General features: G+C 60.3%; 24 protein-coding genes. 8 read left to right on the top strand and 16 right to left on the bottom strand.

Annotation, left to right across the window (positions count from 1 at the left end):
• Nucleotides 1-27: 27 nt before the first annotated feature.
• From B5T_RS19525 to B5T_RS19515, 3 genes are all read right to left on the bottom strand, one after another.
• Nucleotides 28-801 carry an IclR family transcriptional regulator domain-containing protein gene (locus B5T_RS19525; protein ID WP_014996245.1) on the bottom strand — a complete coding sequence of 258 codons (774 nt, stop codon included), beginning with the start codon at nt 799-801 and terminating at the stop codon, nt 28-30.
• 100 nt (nt 802-901) lie between these two features.
• The gene (locus B5T_RS19520; RefSeq protein ID WP_051015547.1) at nt 902-1,708 is read right to left on the bottom strand and encodes an alpha/beta fold hydrolase; all 807 of its coding nucleotides are present in this window, start codon (nt 1,706-1,708) and stop codon (nt 902-904) included.
• A gap of 16 nt (nt 1,709-1,724) precedes the next feature.
• Nucleotides 1,725-2,972, bottom strand: a complete 1,248-nt coding sequence (locus B5T_RS19515) for an amidohydrolase family protein (protein ID WP_014996243.1) — start codon at nt 2,970-2,972, stop codon at nt 1,725-1,727.
• 356 nt (nt 2,973-3,328) lie between these two features.
• Here B5T_RS19515 and B5T_RS19505 point away from each other — a divergent pair, with 356 nt between their 5' ends.
• From B5T_RS19505 to B5T_RS19495, 3 genes are read left to right on the top strand one after another with little or no spacing between them, the layout of a single operon-like run.
• Nucleotides 3,329-4,291 (top strand): ABC transporter substrate-binding protein, encoded by a 963-nt coding sequence (locus tag B5T_RS19505; protein ID WP_014996242.1) that lies wholly within the window; start codon nt 3,329-3,331, stop codon nt 4,289-4,291.
• A 12-nt stretch (nt 4,292-4,303) separates the two neighbouring features.
• On the top strand, nt 4,304-5,089 hold the full coding sequence (locus B5T_RS19500; protein ID WP_014996241.1) for an ABC transporter ATP-binding protein: 786 nt from the start codon (nt 4,304-4,306) through the stop codon (nt 5,087-5,089).
• A 26-nt stretch (nt 5,090-5,115) separates the two neighbouring features.
• On the top strand, nt 5,116-5,874 hold the full coding sequence (locus B5T_RS19495; protein ID WP_014996240.1) for an ABC transporter permease: 759 nt from the start codon (nt 5,116-5,118) through the stop codon (nt 5,872-5,874).
• Nucleotides 5,875-5,898: 24 nt separating this feature from the next.
• On the opposite strand, the gene B5T_RS19490 is transcribed toward B5T_RS19495, so the two are convergent.
• The 12 genes from B5T_RS19490 to uraH form a co-directional block, all read right to left on the bottom strand.
• Nucleotides 5,899-6,666 (bottom strand): ABC transporter permease, encoded by a 768-nt coding sequence (locus B5T_RS19490; protein ID WP_041717763.1) that lies wholly within the window; start codon nt 6,664-6,666, stop codon nt 5,899-5,901.
• Nucleotides 6,667-6,679: 13 nt separating this feature from the next.
• The gene (locus tag B5T_RS19485) at nt 6,680-7,483 is read right to left on the bottom strand and encodes an ABC transporter ATP-binding protein (protein WP_014996238.1); all 804 of its coding nucleotides are present in this window, start codon (nt 7,481-7,483) and stop codon (nt 6,680-6,682) included.
• 203 nt (nt 7,484-7,686) lie between these two features.
• Nucleotides 7,687-8,676: an ABC transporter substrate-binding protein gene (locus B5T_RS19480; RefSeq protein WP_014996237.1), complete on the bottom strand. Its 990-nt coding sequence runs from the start codon at nt 8,674-8,676 to the stop codon at nt 7,687-7,689.
• Between the two features lie 52 nt (nt 8,677-8,728).
• Entirely contained in the window at nt 8,729-9,508 is a 780-nt protein-coding gene (locus B5T_RS19475) for an alpha/beta fold hydrolase (protein WP_014996236.1), read from the bottom strand.
• 13 nt (nt 9,509-9,521) lie between these two features.
• The gene (locus B5T_RS19470; RefSeq protein WP_014996235.1) at nt 9,522-10,499 is read right to left on the bottom strand and encodes an isopenicillin N synthase family dioxygenase; all 978 of its coding nucleotides are present in this window, start codon (nt 10,497-10,499) and stop codon (nt 9,522-9,524) included.
• A gap of 114 nt (nt 10,500-10,613) precedes the next feature.
• Nucleotides 10,614-11,567: a LysR family transcriptional regulator gene (locus B5T_RS19465; protein ID WP_014996234.1), complete on the bottom strand. Its 954-nt coding sequence runs from the start codon at nt 11,565-11,567 to the stop codon at nt 10,614-10,616.
• 41 nt (nt 11,568-11,608) lie between these two features.
• Nucleotides 11,609-12,973, bottom strand: a complete 1,365-nt coding sequence (locus tag B5T_RS19460) for an 8-oxoguanine deaminase (RefSeq protein WP_014996233.1) — start codon at nt 12,971-12,973, stop codon at nt 11,609-11,611.
• A gap of 162 nt (nt 12,974-13,135) precedes the next feature.
• A complete protein-coding gene (locus B5T_RS19455; protein WP_014996232.1) occupies nt 13,136-13,885 on the bottom strand; it encodes a GntR family transcriptional regulator in 750 nt (249 codons plus the stop codon).
• A gap of 48 nt (nt 13,886-13,933) precedes the next feature.
• Entirely contained in the window at nt 13,934-14,434 is a 501-nt protein-coding gene (locus B5T_RS19450; protein WP_014996231.1) for an ureidoglycolate lyase, read from the bottom strand.
• Nucleotides 14,431-15,417, bottom strand: coding sequence for an allantoicase (gene alc, locus B5T_RS19445; RefSeq protein ID WP_014996230.1), 987 nt, complete (start codon nt 15,415-15,417; stop codon nt 14,431-14,433). Before alc ends, B5T_RS19450 begins: the two co-directional genes overlap by 4 nt.
• Before the next feature lie 31 nt (nt 15,418-15,448).
• A complete protein-coding gene (locus B5T_RS19440; RefSeq protein WP_014996229.1) occupies nt 15,449-16,663 on the bottom strand; it encodes a urate hydroxylase PuuD in 1,215 nt (404 codons plus the stop codon).
• A 13-nt stretch (nt 16,664-16,676) separates the two neighbouring features.
• Complete coding sequence (uraH, locus tag B5T_RS19435; RefSeq protein WP_014996228.1) at nt 16,677-17,030, bottom strand: hydroxyisourate hydrolase; 354 nt, start codon at nt 17,028-17,030, stop codon at nt 16,677-16,679.
• Nucleotides 17,031-17,115: 85 nt separating this feature from the next.
• On the opposite strand from uraH, the gene puuE reads away from it, so the two are divergent.
• Both puuE and uraD read left to right on the top strand, forming a co-directional pair.
• Nucleotides 17,116-18,021 (top strand): allantoinase PuuE, encoded by a 906-nt coding sequence (gene puuE / locus B5T_RS19430; protein WP_014996227.1) that lies wholly within the window; start codon nt 17,116-17,118, stop codon nt 18,019-18,021.
• Complete coding sequence (gene uraD, locus B5T_RS19425) at nt 18,014-18,544, top strand: 2-oxo-4-hydroxy-4-carboxy-5-ureidoimidazoline decarboxylase (RefSeq protein WP_014996226.1); 531 nt, start codon at nt 18,014-18,016, stop codon at nt 18,542-18,544. Before puuE ends, uraD begins: the two co-directional genes overlap by 8 nt.
• Here the strand turns inward: uraD and B5T_RS19420 are convergent.
• Nucleotides 18,524-19,765 (bottom strand): amidohydrolase family protein, encoded by a 1,242-nt coding sequence (locus tag B5T_RS19420; RefSeq protein WP_014996225.1) that lies wholly within the window; start codon nt 19,763-19,765, stop codon nt 18,524-18,526. The genes uraD and B5T_RS19420 overlap by 21 nt on opposite strands.
• A 223-nt stretch (nt 19,766-19,988) precedes the next feature.
• Here B5T_RS19420 and wrbA point away from each other — a divergent pair, with 223 nt between their 5' ends.
• From wrbA to B5T_RS19405, 3 genes are all read left to right on the top strand, one after another.
• Entirely contained in the window at nt 19,989-20,663 is a 675-nt protein-coding gene (gene wrbA, locus B5T_RS19415) for an NAD(P)H:quinone oxidoreductase (protein ID WP_014996224.1), read from the top strand.
• A 107-nt stretch (nt 20,664-20,770) separates the two neighbouring features.
• Nucleotides 20,771-21,778: an ABC transporter substrate-binding protein gene (locus B5T_RS19410; RefSeq protein ID WP_014996223.1), complete on the top strand. Its 1,008-nt coding sequence runs from the start codon at nt 20,771-20,773 to the stop codon at nt 21,776-21,778.
• A 35-nt stretch (nt 21,779-21,813) separates the two neighbouring features.
• Nucleotides 21,814-22,827 (top strand): ABC transporter substrate-binding protein, encoded by a 1,014-nt coding sequence (locus B5T_RS19405; RefSeq protein WP_148279304.1) that lies wholly within the window; start codon nt 21,814-21,816, stop codon nt 22,825-22,827.
• Nucleotides 22,828-22,908: the final 81 nt, after the last annotated feature.

Here is a 22,908-nt window from a genome sequence, read left to right as displayed (position 1 = left end):
GGCCGTTGCTGATACGGCAGCAGAGGATCATACGCGGGGACTCTGTATCCTTCGTACTGCCAGTTTGAGTCGTGGCAGAACATCATCGGTGGCGCGACGATAGGCGTCCTGGCCAGTGGCGAAGCTGACATTCAACGCGGCGACGGCGTGGTTGCTGGCATCCGCAAGCGCAACGGCAATACCGCAGTAGCCTTCTTCATACTGCTGGTTGGTGAACGCCCAGCCTTGTTGTGTCACCTGTTCCAGCTGCTGATCCAAAACAGCGGGATCGGTCACGGAATGGGGCGTGAAGGGGTGGAAGTCCAGATCACTGACGCGTCGCACCCGCTCCTCGGCTGGAAGGTGGGCGAGCAGGACCTGCCCCATGGAATGGAGGTGTGCGGGAACCCGACTGCCGACGTTGGCATCCACACTGAGAAAGCGGCGCGGGGCGACCCGGCACAGAAAGACCACATCGCTGCTGTCGAGAGCGCCGATGGAGACGGTTTCCTGCAACTCGTCGGCCAGCTCCTCGATCACCCTTTGCGCCATGGGCAGGAAGGGTAATGATGACAGGTACCGGTGACCCAGGGTCAGGGATTTGGGTGTGAGAGAATAGCGCCGCCCCTCCAGACGTGTGTAGCCGAGATGAGTCAGCGTCAGAATGGCGCGGCGGGCGGAGGCCCGGTCCTGGCCGGTGCGCTCTGCGATCTCGCTGATCGACAACGACACCGTCCCTGCGCTAAAGCATTCGAGGACGGCCAGTCCCTTTTCCAGGGACTGAAGATAGGAATCCTTACGTGGTACGCCGTTGTCGCTCATGCCCGATGCCTGACTGAATAGGGATGATTCATGACCCCGTGAGACGGGGTCGCGTGATGGTAATCGAAGGGCTCCGGGATGCAAAGGGCGGGCCATGGGGTCAACCGAGATGATCCAGGGCCAGGCGCAAGGTCAGATCCGGATGTTCGCGAGCGGGGTTGTGGCCGCATTTGCCGATGATCATGGTGTTGCAGTTGGGCAGGTGGGCCCCCAGGTGCAGGGCGGTGTGCTCATAGGGCACCGGGATATCTTCGCGGCCATGCAGTATCAGAACGTCCGCATTGACCTGGCCGAGCAACTCGGGAGAAAGGAATACGGAATCCAGAAGCGCCTGCTTATCACCGGACATCATGCTTTCGAAATACTCACCGACGCCCCCTTGCCGCAGGGTCTCGAAACGTTCCTGTACCAGGGTGTCGGTGATACCGGAGGTATCGTACATCGAGCTCAACAGTGCCTGTTGCAGTGCCGCCGCGCTTTTCGGAAAGGTCCAGAAGCGATTCAGGGCCGGATTCATTTCCTGAGGGCCTCCGCCGGCTCCGGTGGCCACCACTTTTTTGATAGCCGGGCATTCCGCGGCGACTTTGAGGGCCATGGCGCCACCCAGGGACTGCCCCCAGACACCAAGGGCGTTCTTGCCCAGATAGTCGATAACGAAACTTGTTTGCTCGCACCAGAGAGGAAAGTCGAAAAAGGGCGGAGCGCTTTTTCTTTCTGACCCACCAAAACCCAGAAGATCCATGCCGACAACGGTGTGGTGTTCGGCAAGAGCTGGGATCACCGCTCCAAAGTTGGCAGGGATCGAGGTCCCTGGACCAATGCCATGAATCAGCAGAAGGGTTGGGCCTTGACCGGCTCGATACAGACGAACGCGGTGTTGGCGAAATTCGATATCTTCGGTTTGCATGATGATTCCCTTAGTGTCAGAGAGCCGTGGTGGTTTGAGGAATAAGGTCCTTGATCAGGCGGCGATGGGGTGTGATCCGGCGCCCTTCACGGATGGTCATCCATGGCAAGAGTGCTTTCGGGGTATGGAGCCACTCACCGCGGCCGTCCGCGAGGTCGTACCCGGATTCGTCGATTTCGATGATGGAGAGGTCCGCGCGGCTGCCGATAGCCAGGGTGCCTATTTCGTCCTCCTCCTTCAGCATGCGCGCGGGGTTGTAAGTGGTTGCCTGTATTACGTCCTCGAGAGACATACCCAGTGCCCATAGACGGGTCATGGCACCGTAGAGGCTGTAATCGAGCTTGCTGTTGTCATGGAAGCGGTTGAAGTCACCGTGAATGTCGCTACTGATGGTGAAAGGAAGAAGGTCGGCTTCCATTAGCATGCGGGCGATGCGATAGCTGAAATTCAGCCCGTAGCCGATATCGAAATGAACGCCCATGTCCTTGGCTTCGATAACTGCTGCCGGCACTTCCTTGCTTTGACCGACGATGCCGTCGGGCATGCAGCTGTAAATGTGCGCCAGCATGTCTCCCGGTTTCAGTAGTGGCAGCACGCTGGTGAAGACGGAGCCGACCTCGGGCCGAGAGGATTCCTTGACCGGAAACAGTTCACCGGTGTGAACGTACAGTGGAATATTGGCGGCCCTGCCCACCTCGCTGGCATGTTGAAGCACGTCCGTTCCCCAATGCGAAAGCCCTCCGGATTCGCAGTGACATTTGATGCCTTTCACGTGATCTGGGTAGCGTTGGGCCAAGGCGATCAGAGAGGCGCCGTCGGTCATGGAAGGGTTATGAAGGACCTCGCCTTTCATTCCCCCCATAAGCGCGCCGGCGACGTTGATGGAAACGAAAGCGCGGACATCGGTCAGAGAAGGCTCGATAACGTGCGCGTTAAACCCGCCAAAGGTCCAGGCGCCACTGCTGCCCTGGTCGACGACCGTGGTGATACCGGCGTGGACCCCGGCATCGTCCGCCTGGACACCAAAATTGGTAACCCATTCGTAGACATGAACATGCATGTCGATCAGGCCGGGGCACACCAGCTTGCCGGTGGCGTTCACGCGATGCCGAGCCGGAATAGTGAACGCTGTGGGGCTGATGGCGCTGATACGGCCGTTATGAATCGCCAAATGACCGGACTGGCGCATACCCGTGGCCGGATCAAGCAGCTCTCCGTTTTCAATAATCAGGTCGAACCTGTCTGGATGGGTGAGTGTGTTCATAGCAAGCAGCCAGATGGTGAGAAAAGATGATCTATATGCGACCATTTAATTTATTTTTAGTCAAATATAGATATAAAAATAAGTTTTGGGTCATTTATAGGTATTTTTGCACGAAATTAGTGCTTGAAAAGGGTCGCCAAACCACCCTCATGGCGCGTTTGGCCCAGGATGGTGTCACGTTGTTCGAGAAAAAGAATATGAAAAACAAGGAGTTATAATTGGTTCGGGGAGAGGGTGGGACGGTCTGGCATACAATCTGCAGCATTCGACGGGTGTTCCGTTCTCGTATCGGTGGCGTTTTCAGCGTCTTCAAGAGAGAACCGGGGAAGATAAACGACTTGTCGGAGCGAACTGTCATGCGACGTTATCCATTCGTACTCGGGCTTGTAGGCCTGACCCTCTTTACGCCGTTGGCCGGGTGGGCGGAAAGCCTCACCTTCATTACTGATTTCGGCATTAACGGTCGCCATGCCTATTTCTTCGTCGCGGACAAAAAGGGGTATTACAAGGAAGAAGGTTTGGATGTGACTTTCGTACGCGGGCAGGGATCCGCCGATGCCATCAAGAAAGTCGCTCACGGTAGTGCCCGGATGGGGTTCGCCGACGCCGGTGCCCTGGTGTTGGCCCGGGGTAATGACAAGGTTCCAGTGAAACTGGTCTCCATTATTTACGCACAGCCGCCGCACGCCATTTATGCGCTGGAAGGCAGCGGTATCAAGACGGTTAAGGATCTGGAAGGCAGGAAAATCGCCGATACCGCGTTCAGTGCGGTGCCTACGCTGTTCAGTGCCTATGCAAAGGCGAGCGGAGTCGATCCGGATAAGGTGTCCTGGCTGGTGGCGGATGGCTCGGCGTTACCGTCCTTGCTGTCCACGGGGCGGGTGGATGCCATCGGTCAATTTATTGTCGGTGAGCCCTTACTGGAAAAAGCCGTGGCGCCGAAGAAACTGGTTCGTCTTGCTTACCGGGACGCGGGCCTGAGCTACTACGGCAATGGCTTGGTAGCGTCCGAGGAGACCATCCGCGATAACCCGGATACGATTCGACGTTTTGTTGCCGCCACCTTGAAGGGCATGCGTGATGCCTTCGCCAATCCAGATGAAGCCGGCGTAATTCTGCACGATTACTACCGTCAGGTGGACGCTGACGTCGCCGCCGGTGAGACCCGTCGCGTCGCCGAACTGGCGAAGAATCCGGATGGGCCGGGCGCGATCGACCCGGTTCGTATGCAGGAAACCGTGGATCTGGTCTCCGCCGCCTACGAGATGAAATACCCGGTGAAAGCCACTGATCTCTATGTTGACGGGTTCGCCAGATAGCGGGGGCTTGTGATGACAACGGAAATGAAAGACGCCCCGGTGATGCTGTCCACCCGCAATCTGTCGAAGATCTATCGGACACGCAGTGGCACCATCGAGGCATTACGTGACGTCAGCATTGATGTACCAAAAGGCAGCTTTGTCTCCATTGTTGGTGCTTCCGGCTGTGGGAAGTCCACGCTTCTTAACGTCCTCGCGGCACTGGAGTCCGCGTCCGACGGGCACGCTTTTCGTAACGGCAAACCGCTGGTGGCGCCGAGCCGCGAGGTGGGCATCGTATTTCAGGAACATGTGCTTTTGCCCTGGCTGACGGTGCTGGAAAACGTGCTGCTTCCCGCGGAACTCTACGGTCTGGCGAAGGAAGACAGCGAGCCACGTGCGAGGGCACTGCTGAAACTGTCGGGGCTTGAGGGGTTTGAGCAAAGAAAGCCTTCCGACCTGTCCGGTGGCATGAAACAGAGAACCGCTATCTGCCGGGCGTTGCTGACGGATCCTCAGGTACTGTTGATGGATGAACCCTTCGGTGCGCTTGATGCGCTGACCCGTGAAGAGTTGTCGCTGGAACTGCTGACCATCTGGGAGCGTGATCGTAAGACAGCCTTGCTGATTACTCACGATATCAATGAGGCGGTGTTGTTGTCCGACACCGTCATTGTCATGTCCCCCCGACCGGGGCGAGTGATCGAAACCATTGATATCAATCTGCCCAGGCCTCGAGGTCCGAAAACGGAGTTGGAGCCCGAGTTCAGGCAACTGACACACCATATCAAGTCGCTGATCTTCTCTCAGCGTCATTAATCCGGTATCCGTCGAGGGATAGAAAAATGACGAATATGTGGCGTTCGGAATGGGTACGCTATGTCCTGCCCTGTATCAGCCTTCTGGCCATGGTGGTGCTCTGGGAAGTGTTTGTTCGTCACAGTGGTATTCAGGAGTGGGTCCTGCCTGCTCCGACATCAGTGGGCAGCACCGCTTTCGATTGGCGGGTGGAATTGTGGACTCACAGTTGGGTAACGTTGTACGAGACTGTCCTGGGATTTTTGGCGGCGGTGGTCATTGCACTGCCGATCGCGATTCTGGTGGTGTACGCGCCTTTGCTGCGCCATACGGTGTATCCCATCCTGCTGGCCCTGCAATCGGTACCCAAGGTCGCGATCGCGCCCCTTATTACCCTGTGGGTGGGTTTCGGCACACTGCCCAAAGTGGTGATCGTGTTCCTGGTGTGCTTTTTCCCCATCGTGGTCAATGCCACGGCGGGGCTTGAAGCAACGCCAAAGGCGATGCTGAACCTGATGCGCTCCATGCAGGCCAATCCTTGGCAGGTGTTCAAACGGGTTCGCCTGCCGGTGGCTTTGCCCACCATCATGGTCGGGTGCAAAGTGGCGATCACGCTGGCGGTGATTGGCGCCGTGATTGGTGAATTCGTTGGCTCCGAAGAAGGCCTGGGTTATTTGATTCTAACCTCCTCCGCACAATCGCAGACACCGCTGGCCTTTGCCGCTCTGGCGATTCTGACGGTGATGAGCATTGTGCTTTATTACGCTATCGAGCTGTTGGAGAAATGGCTGGTGCGCTGGCAATAATACCAGCGCTCCTTATCCGGTTTGCTACTGATCCTTTTTCGGCAGGCTCCAGGGAAACCACCATTTCTGGATCATCGCCACCAGCCGGAACAGGATCAGGCTGATGGTAACCAGAACGGCCAGCGCGGCGAATGCCTGGGGTACTTTGAAGAACGAGGTGGAGAAAGCGATGAAGAATCCCAACCCGTTTTCGGCGGCGACAAATTCCGCCACCACCGCGCCGATGATGGCCAGCGTGATGGAAATGCGCAGCGCGGAAAAAATATGGGGCACCGCGAACGGCAGTTGAATGTTGCGAATCTCGCGCCAACGGCTGGCTCCGAGGGAGCGGGAAAGCTCCAGCAGTTCAGGCGGTGTCGACATCAGTCCGGTGACGGTGGACACAACGATGGGAAAAAAAGTGATCAGGAAAGTAATGACGATGCGCGGCGCGTCACCGGCGCCCAGCACCACCACGATAATCGGCGCCACGGCGACGACGGGTGTGGACTGTACCACCACCAGCATCGGATAGAGCGTTCGGGACAGCAGCCGGCTGTTGGCCAGAGCCACCGCCAACGGAATGCCGATAATCACCGCCAGCGCATAGCCCAGCAGGCTGACCCGGAGCGTTGCCCAGATATGGTTGGCCCAACTGCCCGGGCTGACCGCCAGTGCGCCTTCAACGATGGCGCTGGGAGGGGGAAGCAAGTACACCGGCACGTCCAGCAGACGACAACCAAGCTCCCAGATCAGCAGCAACAGCAGCGCGGCAAGGACTGGCGCTCCCCGGTCCAGCAGTCTCAGAAGCACGCGCCCGGCGGATTCAGGCGAGGGCCGCATGGCTGAAGACCTGGCCGCGGATATGGTTGGCGATTTCATGGAAGCGGGGCTCCGACAGGGTTTTCAGGGTGCGCGGGCGTGGCAGGCCCACGTCGATGATCTCGCGAATGCGTCCGGGCCGGGCGGACATCACCAGGATACGGTCCGCCAGCAGCAGGGCTTCGGGAATGGAGTGGGTAATGAACAGCACCGTTTTGGGGCGCTTGGTCCAGATGCGCAGCAACTCAAAACTCATCTCGTCACGGGTCAGGGCATCGAGGGCGGAAAACGGTTCGTCCATCAGCAGAATATCCGGGTCGTGCAGCAGGGCACGGGCGATACCCACCCGCTGTTGCATGCCGCCGGACAGTTCGGAGGGGCGTTTGTGGGCGAAGTCCCGCAGCCCCACGGTGTCCAATAATTCCTGTGCCCTCTGTTTTTCTTCAAGGGTGACGCGGCCATATTTGTGCTTCATCGGAAAGGTGATGTTGTCCACCACGTTGAGCCAGGGGAGCAGGGTGGGCTGTTGGAACACAATGCCGACTTCCTCGCGGGGCTCGGTTACCGGCAAACCATAGATTTCCGCTTGCCCGGACGTGGGCTGCACCAGCCCGGCGATCACCCGAAGCAGCGTGGACTTGCCGCAGCCGGAAGGGCCGATAACAGCAATGAATTCGTGTTTATGAATGTCGAAGCTGACGCCGTCCAGCGCGTTGATGACGCTGCCATCGGAGGACGTGAACAGCTGGCCCACATTGTTGAAGCGAATGCTCGGTCGCAGGTTGTCGTTATCGTCGTGGGGCGCCATGAACACCTCGAATCGGATTTGAGTCTTTAAAGCCACCTGAAGTGGCCGTCATAGTGTGAGCGTTGCAACATGCGCGCCAAAAGCAGAGATTTCCGCACGGGCCGTTGCCGGACGGGCATCATTCTAAGTTGCGATAAAAAAACGCGGGCCGGAAAAACCCGGACCCGCGTGCAATGAAAACGTTTTCTTGATGTGGTGCCCGCCTACTTGCTGATGAAATCACCACTGACGGCGTCGGCGGGGTTCAGAGTATCCTCCGGCAGACCCTGGGCTTCGGCGACCCACTTCCAGGTGGTGGCCAGCAGCGCGGGATTGAAAACACCGGTGCCATCGCGCTCGCTGATTTCGTTTTGCATCAGGGGAATGGAGGCGGAAAACTCCTCGGTGGCCACATCCGCATCCACTTCCTCCACCTTCGCTTTCAGCGCCGCTCCCGCTTGTTGGGGATCTTCAATAGCCATTTGTTGCGCCTGGAGATAAATGGTCAGTACCTTTCTGACCAGCTCCGGTTTTTCCTTGATCAGACGGTCGGATGCGAACACCGAGAGACCATAGCCATCAAAGCCATAATCAGACCAGGGCAAAACCCGGATCTCCTTGCCGGCCTGTTTCATCAAGGCATTGAAGGCCGGCAGCTTGGTGATCCAGTTGATGGTGCCGTCCACCCGGCCGGTACTCATCATCGGGCCCATGGCCCCGGGATCCACTTTGGTTACGCGCACATCGTCTGGCGACATGCCGTTGGTTTCCAGGACCAACGGCCAGGTGACATTGGAGGCGGAGAAAGTGGCGGTGGCGAGATTCTTTCCTTTCAAATCGCCCAGGGTTTCGATGCCGGAATCGGCACTGACGAAGACCGCATCCGGTTGTTTGGTATAAACGGAAAGCACGGCGGTCACCGGCACGGTAGCCCCTGCCTTCGCTTGCAGTAGCGCGGACAGACCGCCGGTGCCCATGTCAGCGGCGCCGGTGGCCAGTTTGGTGACCACATCGCTGGAACCGCGCCCGGACATGATTTCCACGTCAATGTCCTCGGCCGCGAACAAGCCTTGTTCCACGGCGAGGTAGATGATGGCCTTGTCGCCAGCGGGCAACCAGTCGTTGAGCCAGCGGATTTTATCCGCCGCCTGGACGCTCGCCGCCATACTGACAAGTGAGGCCGTCAAAAGGTAACGTCTGAAACGCTTGATCATGGGTAACTCCTTTTTAGTCCGGGGTCGCGTGCGGCGACACGCCGTTGTCTCGCTATAGTGGTCCATGCAAGGGGCATGCCTTGTCATGTGTGCTAACGCGGTGAAAGAAACTCCCCAGTATCTCTCCAAGCTCGGCGGGAGAAGCCAATTGCGGGGCATGCCCTGTATCGAGAGTGGCGACTTCGGCCCCGGGAACCTGTTGTTGCATCCAGCGCTGCGCCGCCAGGATCACCGAGCGATCACGCAACGCTTCCACGTAGAGGCGTGGTAGTGTGCCAAAGCGTTCTGCTGTCCAGTGTGCGACGCCGGCGCGAACACCTTCCGGTTGCGGCGTGAGCTGCCGGGCGGCGGCCCAGGCGGGCGTATCGTCGACGTCCTGAAAGAAGATGTCGCGGGCCGAGGCGGGCGGCACTTCGCTGTAGCGGCGTGCTTCGTCCCAGATCAAGTGTGGGCCGATGCCGGCGGCGGCGGGATTCCGCTGGACCAGATGCCGGGTCAGGTCGGCGAACCCAGTGCCCGTGGGCAACATCATTCCGGCCACGTAGGCGACGCCGGCAATGCGGTCAGGGCGATTCTCCGCCGCCTGCGTGGCGATCACGCCACCGCCCGAGTGCGCCACCAGAAAGGTCGGGCCGTCGAGCTGATCGAGGGCCGTTTCCACACAGGCGACACAGTCCGCGAAATCGGCCTGCTCCGGAGTGCCGGTACCGTGGCCATTGCCGGGCAGATTCAGCGCGTGGGGGCGGAATCCTTGCCGGCGCAACAGTGGTGCCAGGGCGTCCCAAACCCAGGCACCGGCCCAGGCGCCGTGAATCAGAATGACATCGTTCATCGAGTTACTTGAGTTACTTATAGGTGCGTTGATACATGTCGATCATGTGTTGCTCGACAGTGACCGGCGGATACTTCGGCGAGGCGCCGGGGGCCAGACAACTGGGCAGGCATTGCACCTGATGATCCGGATTTCCGGAATGGAAGAACGGCACGGAGAAACGTTCCCGGCCGGACAGGTTGACCACGCGATGCAGGGTCGAGCGATAACGGTCATTGGTCCAGCGGGCGATCATGTCGCCCAGGTTCACCACATAGGTGCCGGGAACGGGATCGGCGTGAATCCAGCCCTGACTGGCCTGGTCCCAGACCTGCAGACCGGGATTGTCATCCTGCAGCAGCAAGGTGATGCCGCCAAAATCGGTGTGGGCGCCGCAGCCTTTTTCGCCGGGCTCGGGATTGCCCGGTTGCGGCGGGTAGTGCAACAAACGCAGGACCGCCATCGGCTCACGGCAAAAATCAGCAAAATAGTCTTCTGGCAAGGACAGTGATAGCGCCAACCCTTGCATGATTCGCGCACTCAGCGCGTTCATGGCTTCGAAGTAGGCTTCCATTGCTTCACGAAAGCCGGCCTGTCGTGGCCACTGGTTGGCGCCGTGGTTGAACTTACCGGCGCGTACCGCTGGATGGTCGTCGGGCAGGTCACGGCCAATATAGTAGCCTTCCTTGAGATCCGGTGGGGCATCCGCTTCCAGGGTCTGGCCGCGCAGTGGTTCATAGCCCCGGTTGGCTGGCGACAGCGCTTTGTCGACTTGCTTTTTCATCTCCGGTGGCTGTGCGAAGAACGCCTTGGCGGCAGCAAACACCTGGGCCTGCAGGCGCGCTTCGATACCATGGTTACGAATGTAGAAGAAGCCCTTGTCACGGCAGGCGGCGCTGAGTTGTTCGGCAACCGCCCGGCGTTGTTTCTCGTCGCCGTCGATCAAGGCCCCGATATCGATGATCGGCAGCGACTGTTGATTGACCTTTTGCGCTTGCAGGGTGCTCGTCATGGAACCTCTCTCGCTGGCGGACGATCCTCACCAACCAGTGTGCGCGGAGCCGCGGCGGTGCCAAAGAAGAGAATATCGACCGTGCTGATGCCGATCCGGCAGCGGTGCCGGTGATCAATCGGTCAATGGCTCGCCGATGTCTCTGGCCTCGCGGAGTTCCCGCTCCGCCAGTTCATCGGCCAGCAATCTTGCCACCGCGTCGGCCGCCACCGGCAGGGAACGGCCGGTACGGGTGTAGATGCCGAGGTCGCTGAAAACCGGGCCGTTGTCGTTGAGAGGGATATGCCGGAGTGTGCCAGCACTTAATTCCGCTTCCAGACCGATACGGGTCTGAAAGGTGACGCCAACACCGCGTCGTGCCAGCTCCTTGCCCAGCTCCACCGAGTTGGATTGCACCACCCCCTTGTCGCCGACACCGGCGCGTTCGATGGCCGGTTTGAGCAGGTGGTATACCGATAGATCGGTCTTCGCCAGGATCAGAGGGTACTCGGCACAGGTGGCGAAGCTGACTTCGCGCCGCTGTGCCAGGGGGTGTTCCGCCGGCACCAGGGCGCCGAGCCGGAACCGCCCCACCATGATCTGTCGCAGGCCGGTGCTGCGTTGCAGGGCGAAGGCCATGCCCAGGTCGGCGGCGCCGCTGGTTACCGCTTCGGGAATGTCGCGGGAGCCGAGGGTGACCACGCCCAGGGTCACTTTCGGGAAGTGCTCCCGGGCCCGTTCAATGATGGTGGGCATGAAATCCGAGGTGACCCCTTCCACGGTGGCGATTTCCACGTGACCGGTGCGCAGACCCTTGAGCGCGTCCAGCTCCGAGCGCGCCCGTTCCGCGTCCTGCAATACCACCAGGGCATGACGGGCGAAGATCTCACCGGCGGTGGTCAGCCTCAGTCCACCGGGCAGCCGCTCGAACAGCGGCGTACCCACTTCGTCCTCGAGTTTCAGGATCTGTCGGTTGACCGCGGAGGACGCCACGAACAGGCGTCGTGCCGCTTCACGTATGGAGCCGGCGCGGCGTACCGCGTCGAAGTACACCACCGCCGGAGAATGAACGCGCAACCGTGTGCTCATCGGGAGCCTCTCTAACCGTGGATCAATCACCGTCGATCAATCTAGCCGTCGATCAATATCCGCGACAACTGATTGTGCCGTTCCACCAGGCGTGGCAGTTCCACGGTGGTGAGTTGTCCGTCACGCACCACCGTCTTGCCATTGACGATACTCAGCGAAACTCGTCGGGGCGCACAGAACAACAGGGCCGCCAGCGGATCGGACAAGCCGCCGGCGAAGGCGATGTCGTCCAGTTTCCAGGCCACCAGATCAGCGCAGTAGCCGGCCTGAATACGCCCCAGATGATCACCGCGCCCCAGCACTTCGGCGCCGCCACGGGTGGCCAGCCGCAGGGCTTCGCGGGCCGACAGGGCTGCTGGATCTTCGTCACGGACCCGCGCCACCAGCATGGCCTGGCGGGCCTCTCCCAACAGATCGTTGCCGTCGTTGGAAGCGGAGCCGTCCACGCCCAGGCCGACACGGACACCGTTATCCAGCATGCGACGGATCGGGGCGTGGCCCGATGCCAGGCGCATATTGGAACAGGGGCAGTGGGCCACGCCGGTGCCGGTGCGGCCGAACAGCTGAATGCCGTGATCGTCCAGGTGCACACAGTGAGCGTGCCAGACGTCATCGCCGACCCAGTTCATTTCCTCGGCGAACTGTGCCGGTGTCATGCCATACCGCTGCTGGCTGAACGCCAGATCCTTGCCGTTTTCGGCGGTATGGGTATGCAGTCGCACGCCGAGATCGCGCGCCAGAACCGCGCTCTGGCGCATCAGATCCGGTGTTACCGTGAACGGCGACGATGGTCCCAGCGCTACCTGCAGCATGGCGTCGCTACTGGCGTCGTGGTGCGCTTCCACCACTCGCTGCATTTCCTTGAGTACCGCGTCCTCATTCTTCTCCACCACCAGATCCGGCGGCAGCCCGCCCTGGCTTTTGCCCAGCGTAATGGCGCCACGGACACCGTGATACCGCAGGCCCATGATCGAAGCCGCCTCGATGTTGTCCTCCAGGCGGCCGCCATTGACATAGAAGTAAGCGTGGTCGGCGGCGGTGGTGCACCCGGAAAGCATCAATTCCGCCATGGCGGTTTGCGCCGACACCGTCATCATTTCCGGAGTGATATTGGCCCAGACCGGAAACAGGGCGTCGAGCCAGTCGAACAGCTCGGCGTTCTGCGCCGCCGGTAAGGCCCGGGTCAGGCTCTGGAACATATGGTGATGGGTGTTGACCAGACCGGGTATCAGCACATGGCCACTGAGGTCGATGGTTTCGTCCGCCTCCCGGGACAGGGTGTGGCTCGGGCCCACCGCGCGAATGCGGTTGCCTTCGATCAGAACGGCGCCGTCACGGATCTCGGTACCGTGATCGTCCATGGTCGCCACGACCGTGGCGTTGTTCAGTAACAGAGTGCGGCTCATCGCCCGGGCTCCTTTTATCTAAAAAAACAGAAAAGCAAACGCGAAATAGCGCGACCCAAGGGCGGCGCGGAAGAACGTACACTGACCTGTATACCGCCACCGGTGGCGCACACTCAAACCCGGCCGAGAGGGCCGTCGCCAGGACCAGCGGTCCGTTTTACCTCAGGTGTAACGCAAGATGCTTGCCAGATCGATGTCGCCGGAGGGCTCATCCAGATCCAGCAGGCCTTCAAGGGTGTCCAGGTGTTCCCGCGCCAGTTGCGCGGCCTGGTCTGCCTCGCCCTTGATAATCAGATCGGCCAGGCGACCGTGATCATTACCAAGAAAGCAGGCGGTGATGCCCGGGGCTTTGTATAGCGCGATGACAATGGAGGTGCGCAATACCAGTTCCAGCATCATCTTGCCGAGCACCTGATTGGGGCACTGACGAGCCAGATACTGGTGAATTGCCATGGAGCAGTGCACGCGGTGTTGGTCCTGGCCACGCTCGTGGGCGCTCTTTTCTTCCTTGATCAGTTTGCGCAGGGTTTGTGCCTCGGATTTGCCCAGGGTGCCGGCCACCAGGCGGGTGACCTCCCCTTCCACCAGGCGGCGGGCGGCGAAAATTTGTCGGGTTTCCTCGATGCCGGGTCTGGCCACCACCGCCATTTGATTGGGGCTTTGTTCGGTGACGTGATCGGATGCCAACCGGGTCAGTGCCTTGCGCACGATGGACCGGCTCACTCCGAACAGTTCGCTTAACGCCACTTCCGGCAGCTTCGAACCGGGAGGCAGCCGCTGGGTCAGTACCGCCTGATAGATGGAATCGTAGATGGTCTGGTCGGTGGCTTTGCGCGAGCCCCGGCTGCCATTGGTGTGCATGGCGTCCAGCGACGCGGCGGTCTGTTTGTCCGTGCGGGGATCGACAGCCATGGGTACCGTTATTCCTTTTTTTGGGACTACCGGAATGTATACAGACCTTTATACGGGTGCAACCGGGAGGCGGATACCCTCCAGAAGATGTTCCTCGCAATTGCTGCCCGGGCCTTCCCGGTCCACTACCAGAAAGTCGCCGTCAGGCGAAAGGGCCAGCAGGGGATGATGCCAGGTGCCCGCGTGATAATTGACGCCGGTGCCATCGGTGATCAAAAAAGCGCGCAGGTCCGCCACCGCCGGCGGTGGTCCGGGAGGGGCGACCACCACGATGTAAGGCTGACCGGCCAGCGGCACGAACGCCTGGCTGCCGAGGGGGTGGCGTTCCATCAGCACCAGAGTGTGCGGTAGTGAGATCGGTCGCGGCCGGAACAGACTGAGAATGGCGCCGCCGTCGGTGCCGGTTTCCACTTTGGCCAGCCGGTGGTAACGCCGGCATTGGCCATCGTTGATCAGGAAGTAGTCCCGCTCATGGCTGTGGATGAGGTCGCCGAAGGGGGTGAACGCCTCCGCCGTCAACGGCTCCAGTGTCAGCTCTTGAGTGGTCATTGTATCTGGCCGAACACGCGGAAGCGGCTGATGCCGCCATCCGGGTGCATGTTAAGACGAACATGGGTCACCGCATCCAGGGTTTCCAACTGGTCCTGGAAATGGTGTATGGCATCCGGGCCCAGCGGTTGCGGTGTCAGCAGCGTCGGCCAGAACATACTGGAGGCACGCAGCAGGGCGGTGTCCGCATGGCCTTCCAGATTGGCCGCTTGCACCGATACCTGAGCCGGAAAGTTGCCTTTAAAAAAGGCCGTGTCCACTTCCAGTCCGGTGACACGGCCACGGTGGCCCAGACCGATCACGCACCAGTCGAAACCTGGTTCGCGGCGCCGCCGGGTTTCCCAGCCGTCCCCCATGTTAAGGCCCCGGCCGGGATAGAGCAGGGAGTGCGGCCAGCCGTAGTGGGCGTCGCTCAGAGCCAGGACCTGGCCGCCAAGCCGGGCCGCCGACAGTTCCACTTCCTGGTCCGCGTCAACGCCGGCCCAGTCCACTCGTGGGCGGCCCAGCACACGAAAGCGCGCGACGCCGCCGTCGGGATAGAGGTTCAGACGAACGTGGGTGGCATGGCGTGGGGCAGGCAAGGTGAAGCGGTGCGGATGGTCGCCTTGCAGAGCGGTCATGGTCAGCAGGGGCTGCCAGCGAGCGGAAGCCGGATCCTCGCCATCGTCGAGGACGCAGGCGTCCACGGAGGCGGCCATGGGGTAGTTGCCGGTGAAGTGAGCGGTATCGATTTCCAGTTGGTGGACGTCACCGGGGGCGCCCAGACGCACGATTGCGCTGTCGTGTCCGGGGCCGCGGCGGCGGCGGGTTTCCCAGCCATCCATCCATTTGCCGTGATCATCGAATTTGTCGGCGATGAATCGGGGGGGTGTCTCCGCCAACATGCGTTCGGCGCTGGCGAAGAACTGGTCGGTAACCGATACGATCTCGGTGCCCAGCCGGGCGGCGGCGAGATTAGGGTAGGCGATGATGGTGTCCGTCATTGGAGGCTCCATGGTTCCGGTCACTGCCGGTTTATTCCGTCTGACTGTTTTCCGAATTGTGTTCCGCGCCTTGTTGCAACCAGCGGGCCAGCAACGCGCGTTCGTCGTCGGTGATGCGGGTGATGTTGCCTGGCGGCATCACCGAAGTGGTCACGGCCAACTGGCCGATCTGGGTTTTGTGGGCGCGGATTTGCGCCGGCGTATCCAGCCGCACGCCCTTGGGTGGCGTGGCGAAGCCGGCGAAATCAGGGCGCGCCGCATGGCAGCCGGCACAGCGTTCCTGCACGATGCTTTCCACCTGGGAGAAGGGCACTGGTGGCAGGCCCGCCTCCGCCGGAGCCGGCCCGGCCGGCGTGGTGAATATGATCAACACGACCAGTCCGGCTGCGCCGGCCAGCGGCAATGCAATCTTGGCGGGTCGGGGCAGATGGCGGATGTTGAAGTAGTGACGAATCAATATGCTGGTCGCCATCAGGGTGGCCAGAATCAACCAGTTCCAGTGGCTGCCGTAGGTGCCGGGGAAATGGTTGCTGATCATGATGAACAGCACCGGCAGAGTCAGATAATTGTTGTGCCGGGAGCGTTGCGCTCCGGCCAGGCCCCTGGCGGCATCCGGTTCGCGACCGGCGGTCATGGCATCCACCATGGCGCGCTGGCCGGGAATGATCACGAAAAAGACGTTGGCGACCATGCAGGTGCCAATGGCGGCGCCGACATGAATATAGGCGCCACGGCCGCTGAAAATCTGGCTCAGTCCCCAGGCCAGAGCCACCAGCAAGATAAAGCCCACTGCCGCCAGCAGCGCAGGACGCCGGCCCAGTGGTGAGCGGCACAGTCCGTCGTACACCAGCCAGGAGAGAATCAGAACGCTAATGCCGATCAGACTGGCGGCAAGAGGGGATAACTCCGCCACCGAGGGATCGATCAGATTGGTTCCGGCATTCAGGTAATACACCACGAACAACAGCAGGAAGCCGCTCATCCAGGTGTAATAGGCTTCCCATTTGAACCAGTGCAGACGTTCGGGCAGTTGTTCCGGCGCCACCTGATATTTCTGCAGGTAGTAAAAGCCGCCACCGTGGATGGCCCAGAGAGTACCAGCGACGCCCGGTGGCTTATGGCCCTCTCGCTGCAGATGGTTCTCCAGCCAATTGAAATAGAAAGAAGCCCCTATCCAGGCTATGCCGACGGTGATGTGCAGCCAGCGGATCAGCAGGTTGGCCCATTCGTACAGATGCGCTTCCATCGTTTCTCCCCTGTTAACTGCCGCGGTAGGTGCTGTAACCGTAGGGAGAGACCAGCAGTGGAACGTGGTAATGCTGGTCGGGGGTGCTGATGCCGAACCGGACCACTACGTCATCCAGAAACGCCGGGGTTGATGAGGAAATGCCTTGGGCAAGGAAGTAGTCCCCCACCGCGAAGTTTAGTTGGTATACCCCGCTTACCATGGTGCCGCCGTCAAGTAGCGGCGCGTCACAACGTCCATCGGCATTGGTTTTGCATTCAGTCAACAGACGGGCCTGGTTTCCCTCTATTCGCCACAACTGGAGATCGAGGCCGGCGGCGGGACAGCCACTGCTGGTGTCCAGAACGTGGGTGGTCAATCGGCCCATGTGCGCTCCTGTGTCCATATTTAATGTCGACAATACTTATCAGTAAATGTATACATGCATGATTGATGCCAGAGTGGAGGCAAACATGAGCGATCCGTCTTATCCCCGTGACCTGATCGGCTATGGGGCCAGTCCACCGAATCCACACTGGCCCGATGGTGCCCGTGTGGCAGTGCAGTTCGTGCTTAATTACGAAGAAGGAGGGGAGAATTGCATCCTGCATGGTGATCCGGCTTCGGAGTCCTTCTTGTCGGAAATGGTCGGGGCCGACGCGCGCGAAGGCGTACGTCATATGAGCATGGAATCACTCTACGAATACGGCAGCCGGGTCGGGGTATGGCGTCTGTTGAAACTGTTTCAGCGCTATCGGATTCCGCTCACCGTGTTCGCCGTGGGCATGGCGGCGGAGCGGCATCCGGAAGTCATTCGCACCATGGTGGAGCAGGGCCACGAAATCTGCTGTCACGGCTATCGCTGGATTGACTATCAATATGTGCCGGAGGCGGTGGAGGCGGAGCATATCGGCCGCGCGGTGGAGGCGCTGACTCGCGCCGCCGGCACGCCACCGCTGGGCTGGTACACCGGCCGCACCAGTCCGAATACCCGGCGGCTGGTGGTGGAGCATGGCGGCTTTCTCTATGACGCCGACGACTACAGTGATGAGCTGCCGTTCTGGATGACCGTGTCCGGGCGCAAACATTTGGTGGTGCCCTACACACTGGATGCCAACGACATGCGTTTCGCCAGCCCTGGTGGCTTCAACAACGGTGATCAGTTTTTCACTTACCTGCGTGACGCTTTTGACACGCTGTATCAGGAGGGGGCGGAGCAGCCGCGTATGCTATCGGTGGGTTTGCATTGCCGGCTGGCGGGGCGTCCGGGCCGGGCCGCGGCACTGGAACGCTTCCTCAAATACCTGCGCGCCCATAACGGGGTGTGGTGCGCCCGGCGTATCGATATTGCCCGACACTGGATGGAGCACCATGGCTGAAACCATCGTCCGTCTCACACCACGCCCGAGCCGGCTCAGCGAGGCCGATTTCGTCGACCGGTTCGGCGATGTTTATGAACATTCTCCATGGATTGCCAAAGAGGCTTACCAGCTGGGGCTCGGCGAACCGCAGGACACCCCGCAAGGATTGGCGGAGGTGATGGCGAGAGTATTTTGCGCGGCGGATCCGGAGCGCCAACTGGGCGTGTTGAGAGCGCATCCGGATCTGGCCGGAAAAGCCGCACTGGCCGGTGAGCTGACCCGGGACTCCAGCGTCGAGCAGGCTTCCGCGGGCCTTGACCAATGCACGCCGGAACAATTCGCCCGCTTTCAAACGCTCAACGACGCTTATCAAAAGCGTTTCGGTTTCCCTTTCATTATCGCGGTAAAGGGATTGCACCGTGGCGACATTCTGGATGCCTTTGCCGCCCGTTTGGAGCACGACCTGGAACAGGAACGCAAGACCGCGGTGGACCAGGTGAATCGTATCGCGTTATTGCGTTTATGTGACCGGGTCGGGTGAGACCGGGGTGCCGCCGAGCCAGGTCTGTAATGGGCGCCGCTCCAGATCGGCGGCGTCTCCGCGCAGTAATTCCTCGAACCAGTCCTCGATGCCGGCTTTGCCCGCCGGGCGTGGCAGCAGAACGAAGTCCGCCCTTTTTCCCGCGGTCAGACTGCCGGCTTCACGGCCACGCCCAAGGCAGTCCGCACCGGCCTGGGTGGCCCGGTAGAGCGCTTCTTCCGGTGTTACCGGGACCCCGGCGGCACGATGCTGGTCCACAAAGCGCTGCATGACGTGCAGCATGCTGTGGCTAGGCCCCGCCCCCACATCCGAGGCCAGAGCAAACCGCAGCCGGTGCCGCCTTATCGCTTCCAGATTCATCCGGCCACTATCCAGGGCCTCGTTGCTTGAAGGGCAGTGCGCGATCCAACTGCGCCGCTGGGCAAGGGTGTGGTACTCACGTTGTGAAAGATGAATGCAGTGGCCGAGCACGGTGCGTGGGGTTAACAGCCCGGCCCGATCATAAACGTCGGTGTAGTCCCTGGCCTCGGGGAAGGCCTCGTGGACTTCCCGGATCTCCTGCGGGGACTCGGACAAATGCGTCTGTACAAAGGCACCGGTGCGTTGTGCCAGTTCTCCCAGTTCCCCCATCAGCCGGGCACTGCAATTGAGAGCGAAGCGCGGAGTAATGGCGTAGTGCGCGGTGCCCAGTTCCTCCAATAACGGTGCCACGGCGTCGGCGTTATCCGGACTGGCTCTGCGCAGCGGCTCCGGGGCGGATTTTTCCATGATGGCGTTGCCCAGGATCCAGTCGCCTCTGGCGTGTTCGGCGGCGATGCGCAGGGCGTCGTCGTGTGGGCTGGAATAGGCCATGCCCAGGGTGGTGCCGGCGCGGAGCGTGTCGCTGAAGAAAGCACGGGCATGACCATGGGCCAGCCCGGCGTGCTCGAAGCCGGCTTCTTCCGGCCAGATGTGTTCGCGCAACCATTCCATCAGGTCGGTCTGGAAGCGCCCGCGAACATGATGTTGCACCCAATGAATATGAACGTCCGCGAAGCCGGGCACCAGCAGGCCGTCCAGCTCCAGAGTGTTGCGGTCCCGGCCGTCGGCGAATTGTTCAATCCGGTCCACGTCGACGATGCGGCCGGCCTTGATCAAAAGGCCGCCGTCACTGATGTACTGCCAGCGGTTCGCGTCCAGTGGTGTCAGCAGGCTGGCTCGGATCAGCAAAGTCTTGGACATGGTCGGGCATCCCTAATGTATACATCAGGAGAGAACCATATCGCTTGATGCGAAGCGAGGGAAGCGCTTCCGTGAAGTGGACGAAAAGACTTAAAACAGTGATCAAAAAAGGGGCGAGCGCACAAATATAACGCATCAATTCGGCAAGGCTGTATCAGTATTCGGGGTGTTATCACCATGGCACGGGAGTTGCCTGTATACATTTTTTATTCAGGAATGTGCCATGACATCGATTGATTCGGACGGCGCCACTGTGTGTGTGATCTGCGACTCCCGCTACGGCAGTACCCTGGATCTGGCGCGGGAAATCGCCGAGGGAGCGGACAGCGGCGGTGCCCGGGTCCGGCTCTGCCGGGTGGAATTGAGTGAGCCGGAATTCAGTGTCGATAGTGAGCGAGCCGACTACCGGGAGACACAACGAATTTATCGTGAACTGCCCCGTGCCACGGCGGACGATCTGCGCTGGGCCAAGGGGATCGTCTGGGGATCGCCGACCCGCTACGGCCTGATGAGTACACCGTTACGCGCCTTTATCGACGAAGTGGCCCCGTTGTGGCGGGAAGGGGCGCTGATCGGCAAGGTTGGCGCCGCCTTTACTTCCACCGGTGGCATGCATTCCGGTAACGAGATGACATTGTTATCTCTGCTGCTCCCATTCATGCAGCACGGGATGATCATTGCCGGTGTGCCGCACAGTGTTCCCGCGCTGGTGCGCACACGTAAGGGCGGCTCTCCCTATGGCGCCTCGGCGGTCACTGGGTTCGATGGCACCTTGTCCGTGGACGATAACGAGAAGGCGATTGCCCGGGCGTTGGGGGCGCGGGTGGCGCGACTGGCCGCGCAGGTACGACCGGAGCCGGCATCGGTGGAGCTGGCCGCCGCTAACCGGGAGCCCTGAAACGGGGCATGCCTCATGCTCTTTTTTATTGCAGTAAAAGGCGGCACGAAGGTTGCTTGCATACAAAACTGAGGGCCGACCAACACTTTTTTGTGGAGTCTGAAATCATGTCATTCGGTTTTTTAAAGCATCTGTTCGGATATCGTCGCACTGGCCTGGGGGTGGTCATGGCGGCGATCGTGGGGAGTGTCGCGGGCGGTGTTCAAGCCGACGACAAGGTCACCATAGGCACCAGCTGGTACGCGCAGGCGGAGCACGGCGGATTTTATCAGGCCAAGGCCGCGGGGATTTACAAAAAGTACGGTCTCGACGTGAACATCAAAATGGGTGGGCCCCAGGTGAATGGCCTGCAACTGCTGGTGGCCGGGCAGTACGACTTCACCATGGGGTATCCGATCCGCAATATCAATGCGGTGAAGGAAGGGCTCCCGGTGGTGACCGTGGCGGCGACCTTCCAAAAAGACCCCCAGGGGCTGATCGCCCATCCGCAGGTGGCATCGCTGGAAGACGTCAAGGGGCACACCGTGCTGATATCCACTTCGGCGCGCACCACCTACTGGCCCTGGCTGAAAGCCGAATACGGTTTCACCGACGATCAGGCCAAGCCCTATACCTTCAGTCTGGGCCCCTTCCTGGCCGACAAAGAGTTGGTGCAGCAGGCGTATATCAGTTCCGAGCCTTTCGCCGCGGAAAAGGGCGGCGTCAAACCGAACATCTTCCTGTTCGCGGACCATGGTTATCCGCCCTACGCGGCGACACTGGAAACGCGTAGGGATCTGGTCGAGGAAAAACCGGATGTGGTGCGCCGATTTGTCCAGGCCACTCTGGAAGGGTGGAAGAGTTACCTGCAAGACCCGCAACGCGGTAATGCCCTGATCAAGAAAGACAATCCGCAAATGACCGATGAACAGCTGGCTTTCGGCATCGAGAAGCTGAAGGAATTCGGCATCGTCACCGGCGGGGACGCAGGGGAAAAGGGCATTGGCTACATGAGCGATGAACGCTGGGAGAAGACGTTCGACTTCATGGTGGCAGCGGGTCTGGTCGATGCCGACGTGGATTACCACAAGGCTTACACCCTGGAGTTCCTGCCGCAAACGCCGGTGCTTCCCTAGGACGCCGGCCCCAGTTGGTGAAAAGGAGAACGATGATGAGATTTTCTCTTAAGGCCTGGACGGGTTTCCCGGGTGAACGTTTGCGCGGGTTGTTGCTGTGCTGTGCTTTATTGATCCCTGCTCTGGCGACGGCGCAGCAGCCACTGACCAAGATCACTTTTGGCACCAACTGGTTCGCCCAGGCGGAACATGGCGGCTTCTATCAGGCCAAGGCCACCGGGATCTATGAGAAGTATGGACTGGATGTGACCATCACAATGGGCGGGCCGCAGGTGAACAATCTGCAGCTTCTGCTCGCCGGGCGGCAGGATTTCACCATGGGCTATCCGATCCGCAACCTCAATTCGGTGAATCAGAACATGCCCGTGGTGACCGTGGCGGCGCCTTTCCAAAGCGATCCACAGGCTTTGTTGGCGCACCCTCACGTGAAGTCGCTGGAGGAGATAAAGGGGCAGCCGGTGTATGTTTTCTCCGGCGCGCAACAGACATTCTGGCCCTGGTTGAAGCAACGTTTCGGCTTTTCCGACGATATGATCCGCCCCTATACCTTCAGTGTCGCGCCGTTCCTGGCGGATAAGAGCGTGGTGCAACAGGGCTATGTCACCTCCGAGCCGTTTGCCATGGAGCAGGGCGGCGTCAAGCCATCCATCTTCCTGTTCGCCGACTACGGCTATCCCCCCTACGCCCAGACCATCGAAACCACCCGGGAAATGATCGAGGACAATCCGGAGGTGGTGCGTAAGTTCGTGCAGGCGTCCATGGAGGGCTGGATAAGCTACTTTGAAAATCCGGCGCCGGCCAATGCCCTGATCAAGCAGGATAACCCGGGAATGACCGATGCTCAGATCGCGTTTGGCATTGGCAAGATCAAGGAATATGGCCTGGTGGCCGGTGGTGACGCCGCCACCAAAGGGCTCGGGGTGATGACCGATGAACGCTGGAAGGCCACCTTCGACTTCATGGCGAAGGCCGGTCTGGTGCCGGAGGATATGGACTATAAACAGGCCTACAGCCTGGAATTCCTGCCCAACCCGCCGGTGATGCCCTAACCGGCGGTTCCGATGGCACGGTAACTGCATACATTCTGTTCCATAATGGTATACCGCTTTGTGTCCATGGTGGCGAGGCGC

The organism is Alloalcanivorax dieselolei B5, from assembly GCF_000300005.1.
Taxonomy (GTDB): domain Bacteria; phylum Pseudomonadota; class Gammaproteobacteria; order Pseudomonadales; family Alcanivoracaceae; genus Alloalcanivorax; species Alloalcanivorax dieselolei.
Note: the sequence above shows the minus strand (reverse complement) of the source record. Positions and strands in the feature narration are given on the sequence as shown.

What these genes read in the sequence shown, in the direction of transcription:
- B5T_RS19525 (WP_014996245.1), bottom strand. Translation starts at nt 801, where the DNA reads ATGAGCGACAACGGCGTACCACGTAAGGATTCCTATCTTCAGTCCCTG.
- B5T_RS19520 (WP_051015547.1), bottom strand. Translation starts at nt 1,708, where the DNA reads ATGCAAACCGAAGATATCGAATTTCGCCAACACCGCGTTCGTCTGTAT.
- B5T_RS19515 (WP_014996243.1), bottom strand. Translation starts at nt 2,972, where the DNA reads ATGAACACACTCACCCATCCAGACAGGTTCGACCTGATTATTGAAAAC.
- B5T_RS19505 (WP_014996242.1), top strand. Translation starts at nt 3,329, where the DNA reads ATGCGACGTTATCCATTCGTACTCGGGCTTGTAGGCCTGACCCTCTTT.
- B5T_RS19500 (WP_014996241.1), top strand. Translation starts at nt 4,304, where the DNA reads ATGACAACGGAAATGAAAGACGCCCCGGTGATGCTGTCCACCCGCAAT.
- B5T_RS19495 (WP_014996240.1), top strand. Translation starts at nt 5,116, where the DNA reads ATGACGAATATGTGGCGTTCGGAATGGGTACGCTATGTCCTGCCCTGT.
- B5T_RS19485 (WP_014996238.1), bottom strand. Translation starts at nt 7,483, where the DNA reads ATGGCGCCCCACGACGATAACGACAACCTGCGACCGAGCATTCGCTTC.
- B5T_RS19480 (WP_014996237.1), bottom strand. Translation starts at nt 8,676, where the DNA reads ATGATCAAGCGTTTCAGACGTTACCTTTTGACGGCCTCACTTGTCAGT.
- B5T_RS19475 (WP_014996236.1), bottom strand. Translation starts at nt 9,508, where the DNA reads ATGAACGATGTCATTCTGATTCACGGCGCCTGGGCCGGTGCCTGGGTT.
- B5T_RS19470 (WP_014996235.1), bottom strand. Translation starts at nt 10,499, where the DNA reads ATGACGAGCACCCTGCAAGCGCAAAAGGTCAATCAACAGTCGCTGCCG.
- B5T_RS19465 (WP_014996234.1), bottom strand. Translation starts at nt 11,567, where the DNA reads ATGAGCACACGGTTGCGCGTTCATTCTCCGGCGGTGGTGTACTTCGAC.
- B5T_RS19460 (WP_014996233.1), bottom strand. Translation starts at nt 12,973, where the DNA reads ATGAGCCGCACTCTGTTACTGAACAACGCCACGGTCGTGGCGACCATG.
- B5T_RS19455 (WP_014996232.1), bottom strand. Translation starts at nt 13,885, where the DNA reads ATGGCTGTCGATCCCCGCACGGACAAACAGACCGCCGCGTCGCTGGAC.
- B5T_RS19450 (WP_014996231.1), bottom strand. Translation starts at nt 14,434, where the DNA reads ATGACCACTCAAGAGCTGACACTGGAGCCGTTGACGGCGGAGGCGTTC.
- alc (WP_014996230.1), bottom strand. Translation starts at nt 15,417, where the DNA reads ATGACGGACACCATCATCGCCTACCCTAATCTCGCCGCCGCCCGGCTG.
- B5T_RS19440 (WP_014996229.1), bottom strand. Translation starts at nt 16,663, where the DNA reads ATGGAAGCGCATCTGTACGAATGGGCCAACCTGCTGATCCGCTGGCTG.
- uraH (WP_014996228.1), bottom strand. Translation starts at nt 17,030, where the DNA reads ATGGGCCGATTGACCACCCACGTTCTGGACACCAGCAGTGGCTGTCCC.
- puuE (WP_014996227.1), top strand. Translation starts at nt 17,116, where the DNA reads ATGAGCGATCCGTCTTATCCCCGTGACCTGATCGGCTATGGGGCCAGT.
- uraD (WP_014996226.1), top strand. Translation starts at nt 18,014, where the DNA reads ATGGCTGAAACCATCGTCCGTCTCACACCACGCCCGAGCCGGCTCAGC.
- B5T_RS19420 (WP_014996225.1), bottom strand. Translation starts at nt 19,765, where the DNA reads ATGTCCAAGACTTTGCTGATCCGAGCCAGCCTGCTGACACCACTGGAC.
- wrbA (WP_014996224.1), top strand. Translation starts at nt 19,989, where the DNA reads ATGACATCGATTGATTCGGACGGCGCCACTGTGTGTGTGATCTGCGAC.
- B5T_RS19410 (WP_014996223.1), top strand. Translation starts at nt 20,771, where the DNA reads ATGTCATTCGGTTTTTTAAAGCATCTGTTCGGATATCGTCGCACTGGC.
- B5T_RS19405 (WP_148279304.1), top strand. Translation starts at nt 21,814, where the DNA reads ATGAGATTTTCTCTTAAGGCCTGGACGGGTTTCCCGGGTGAACGTTTG.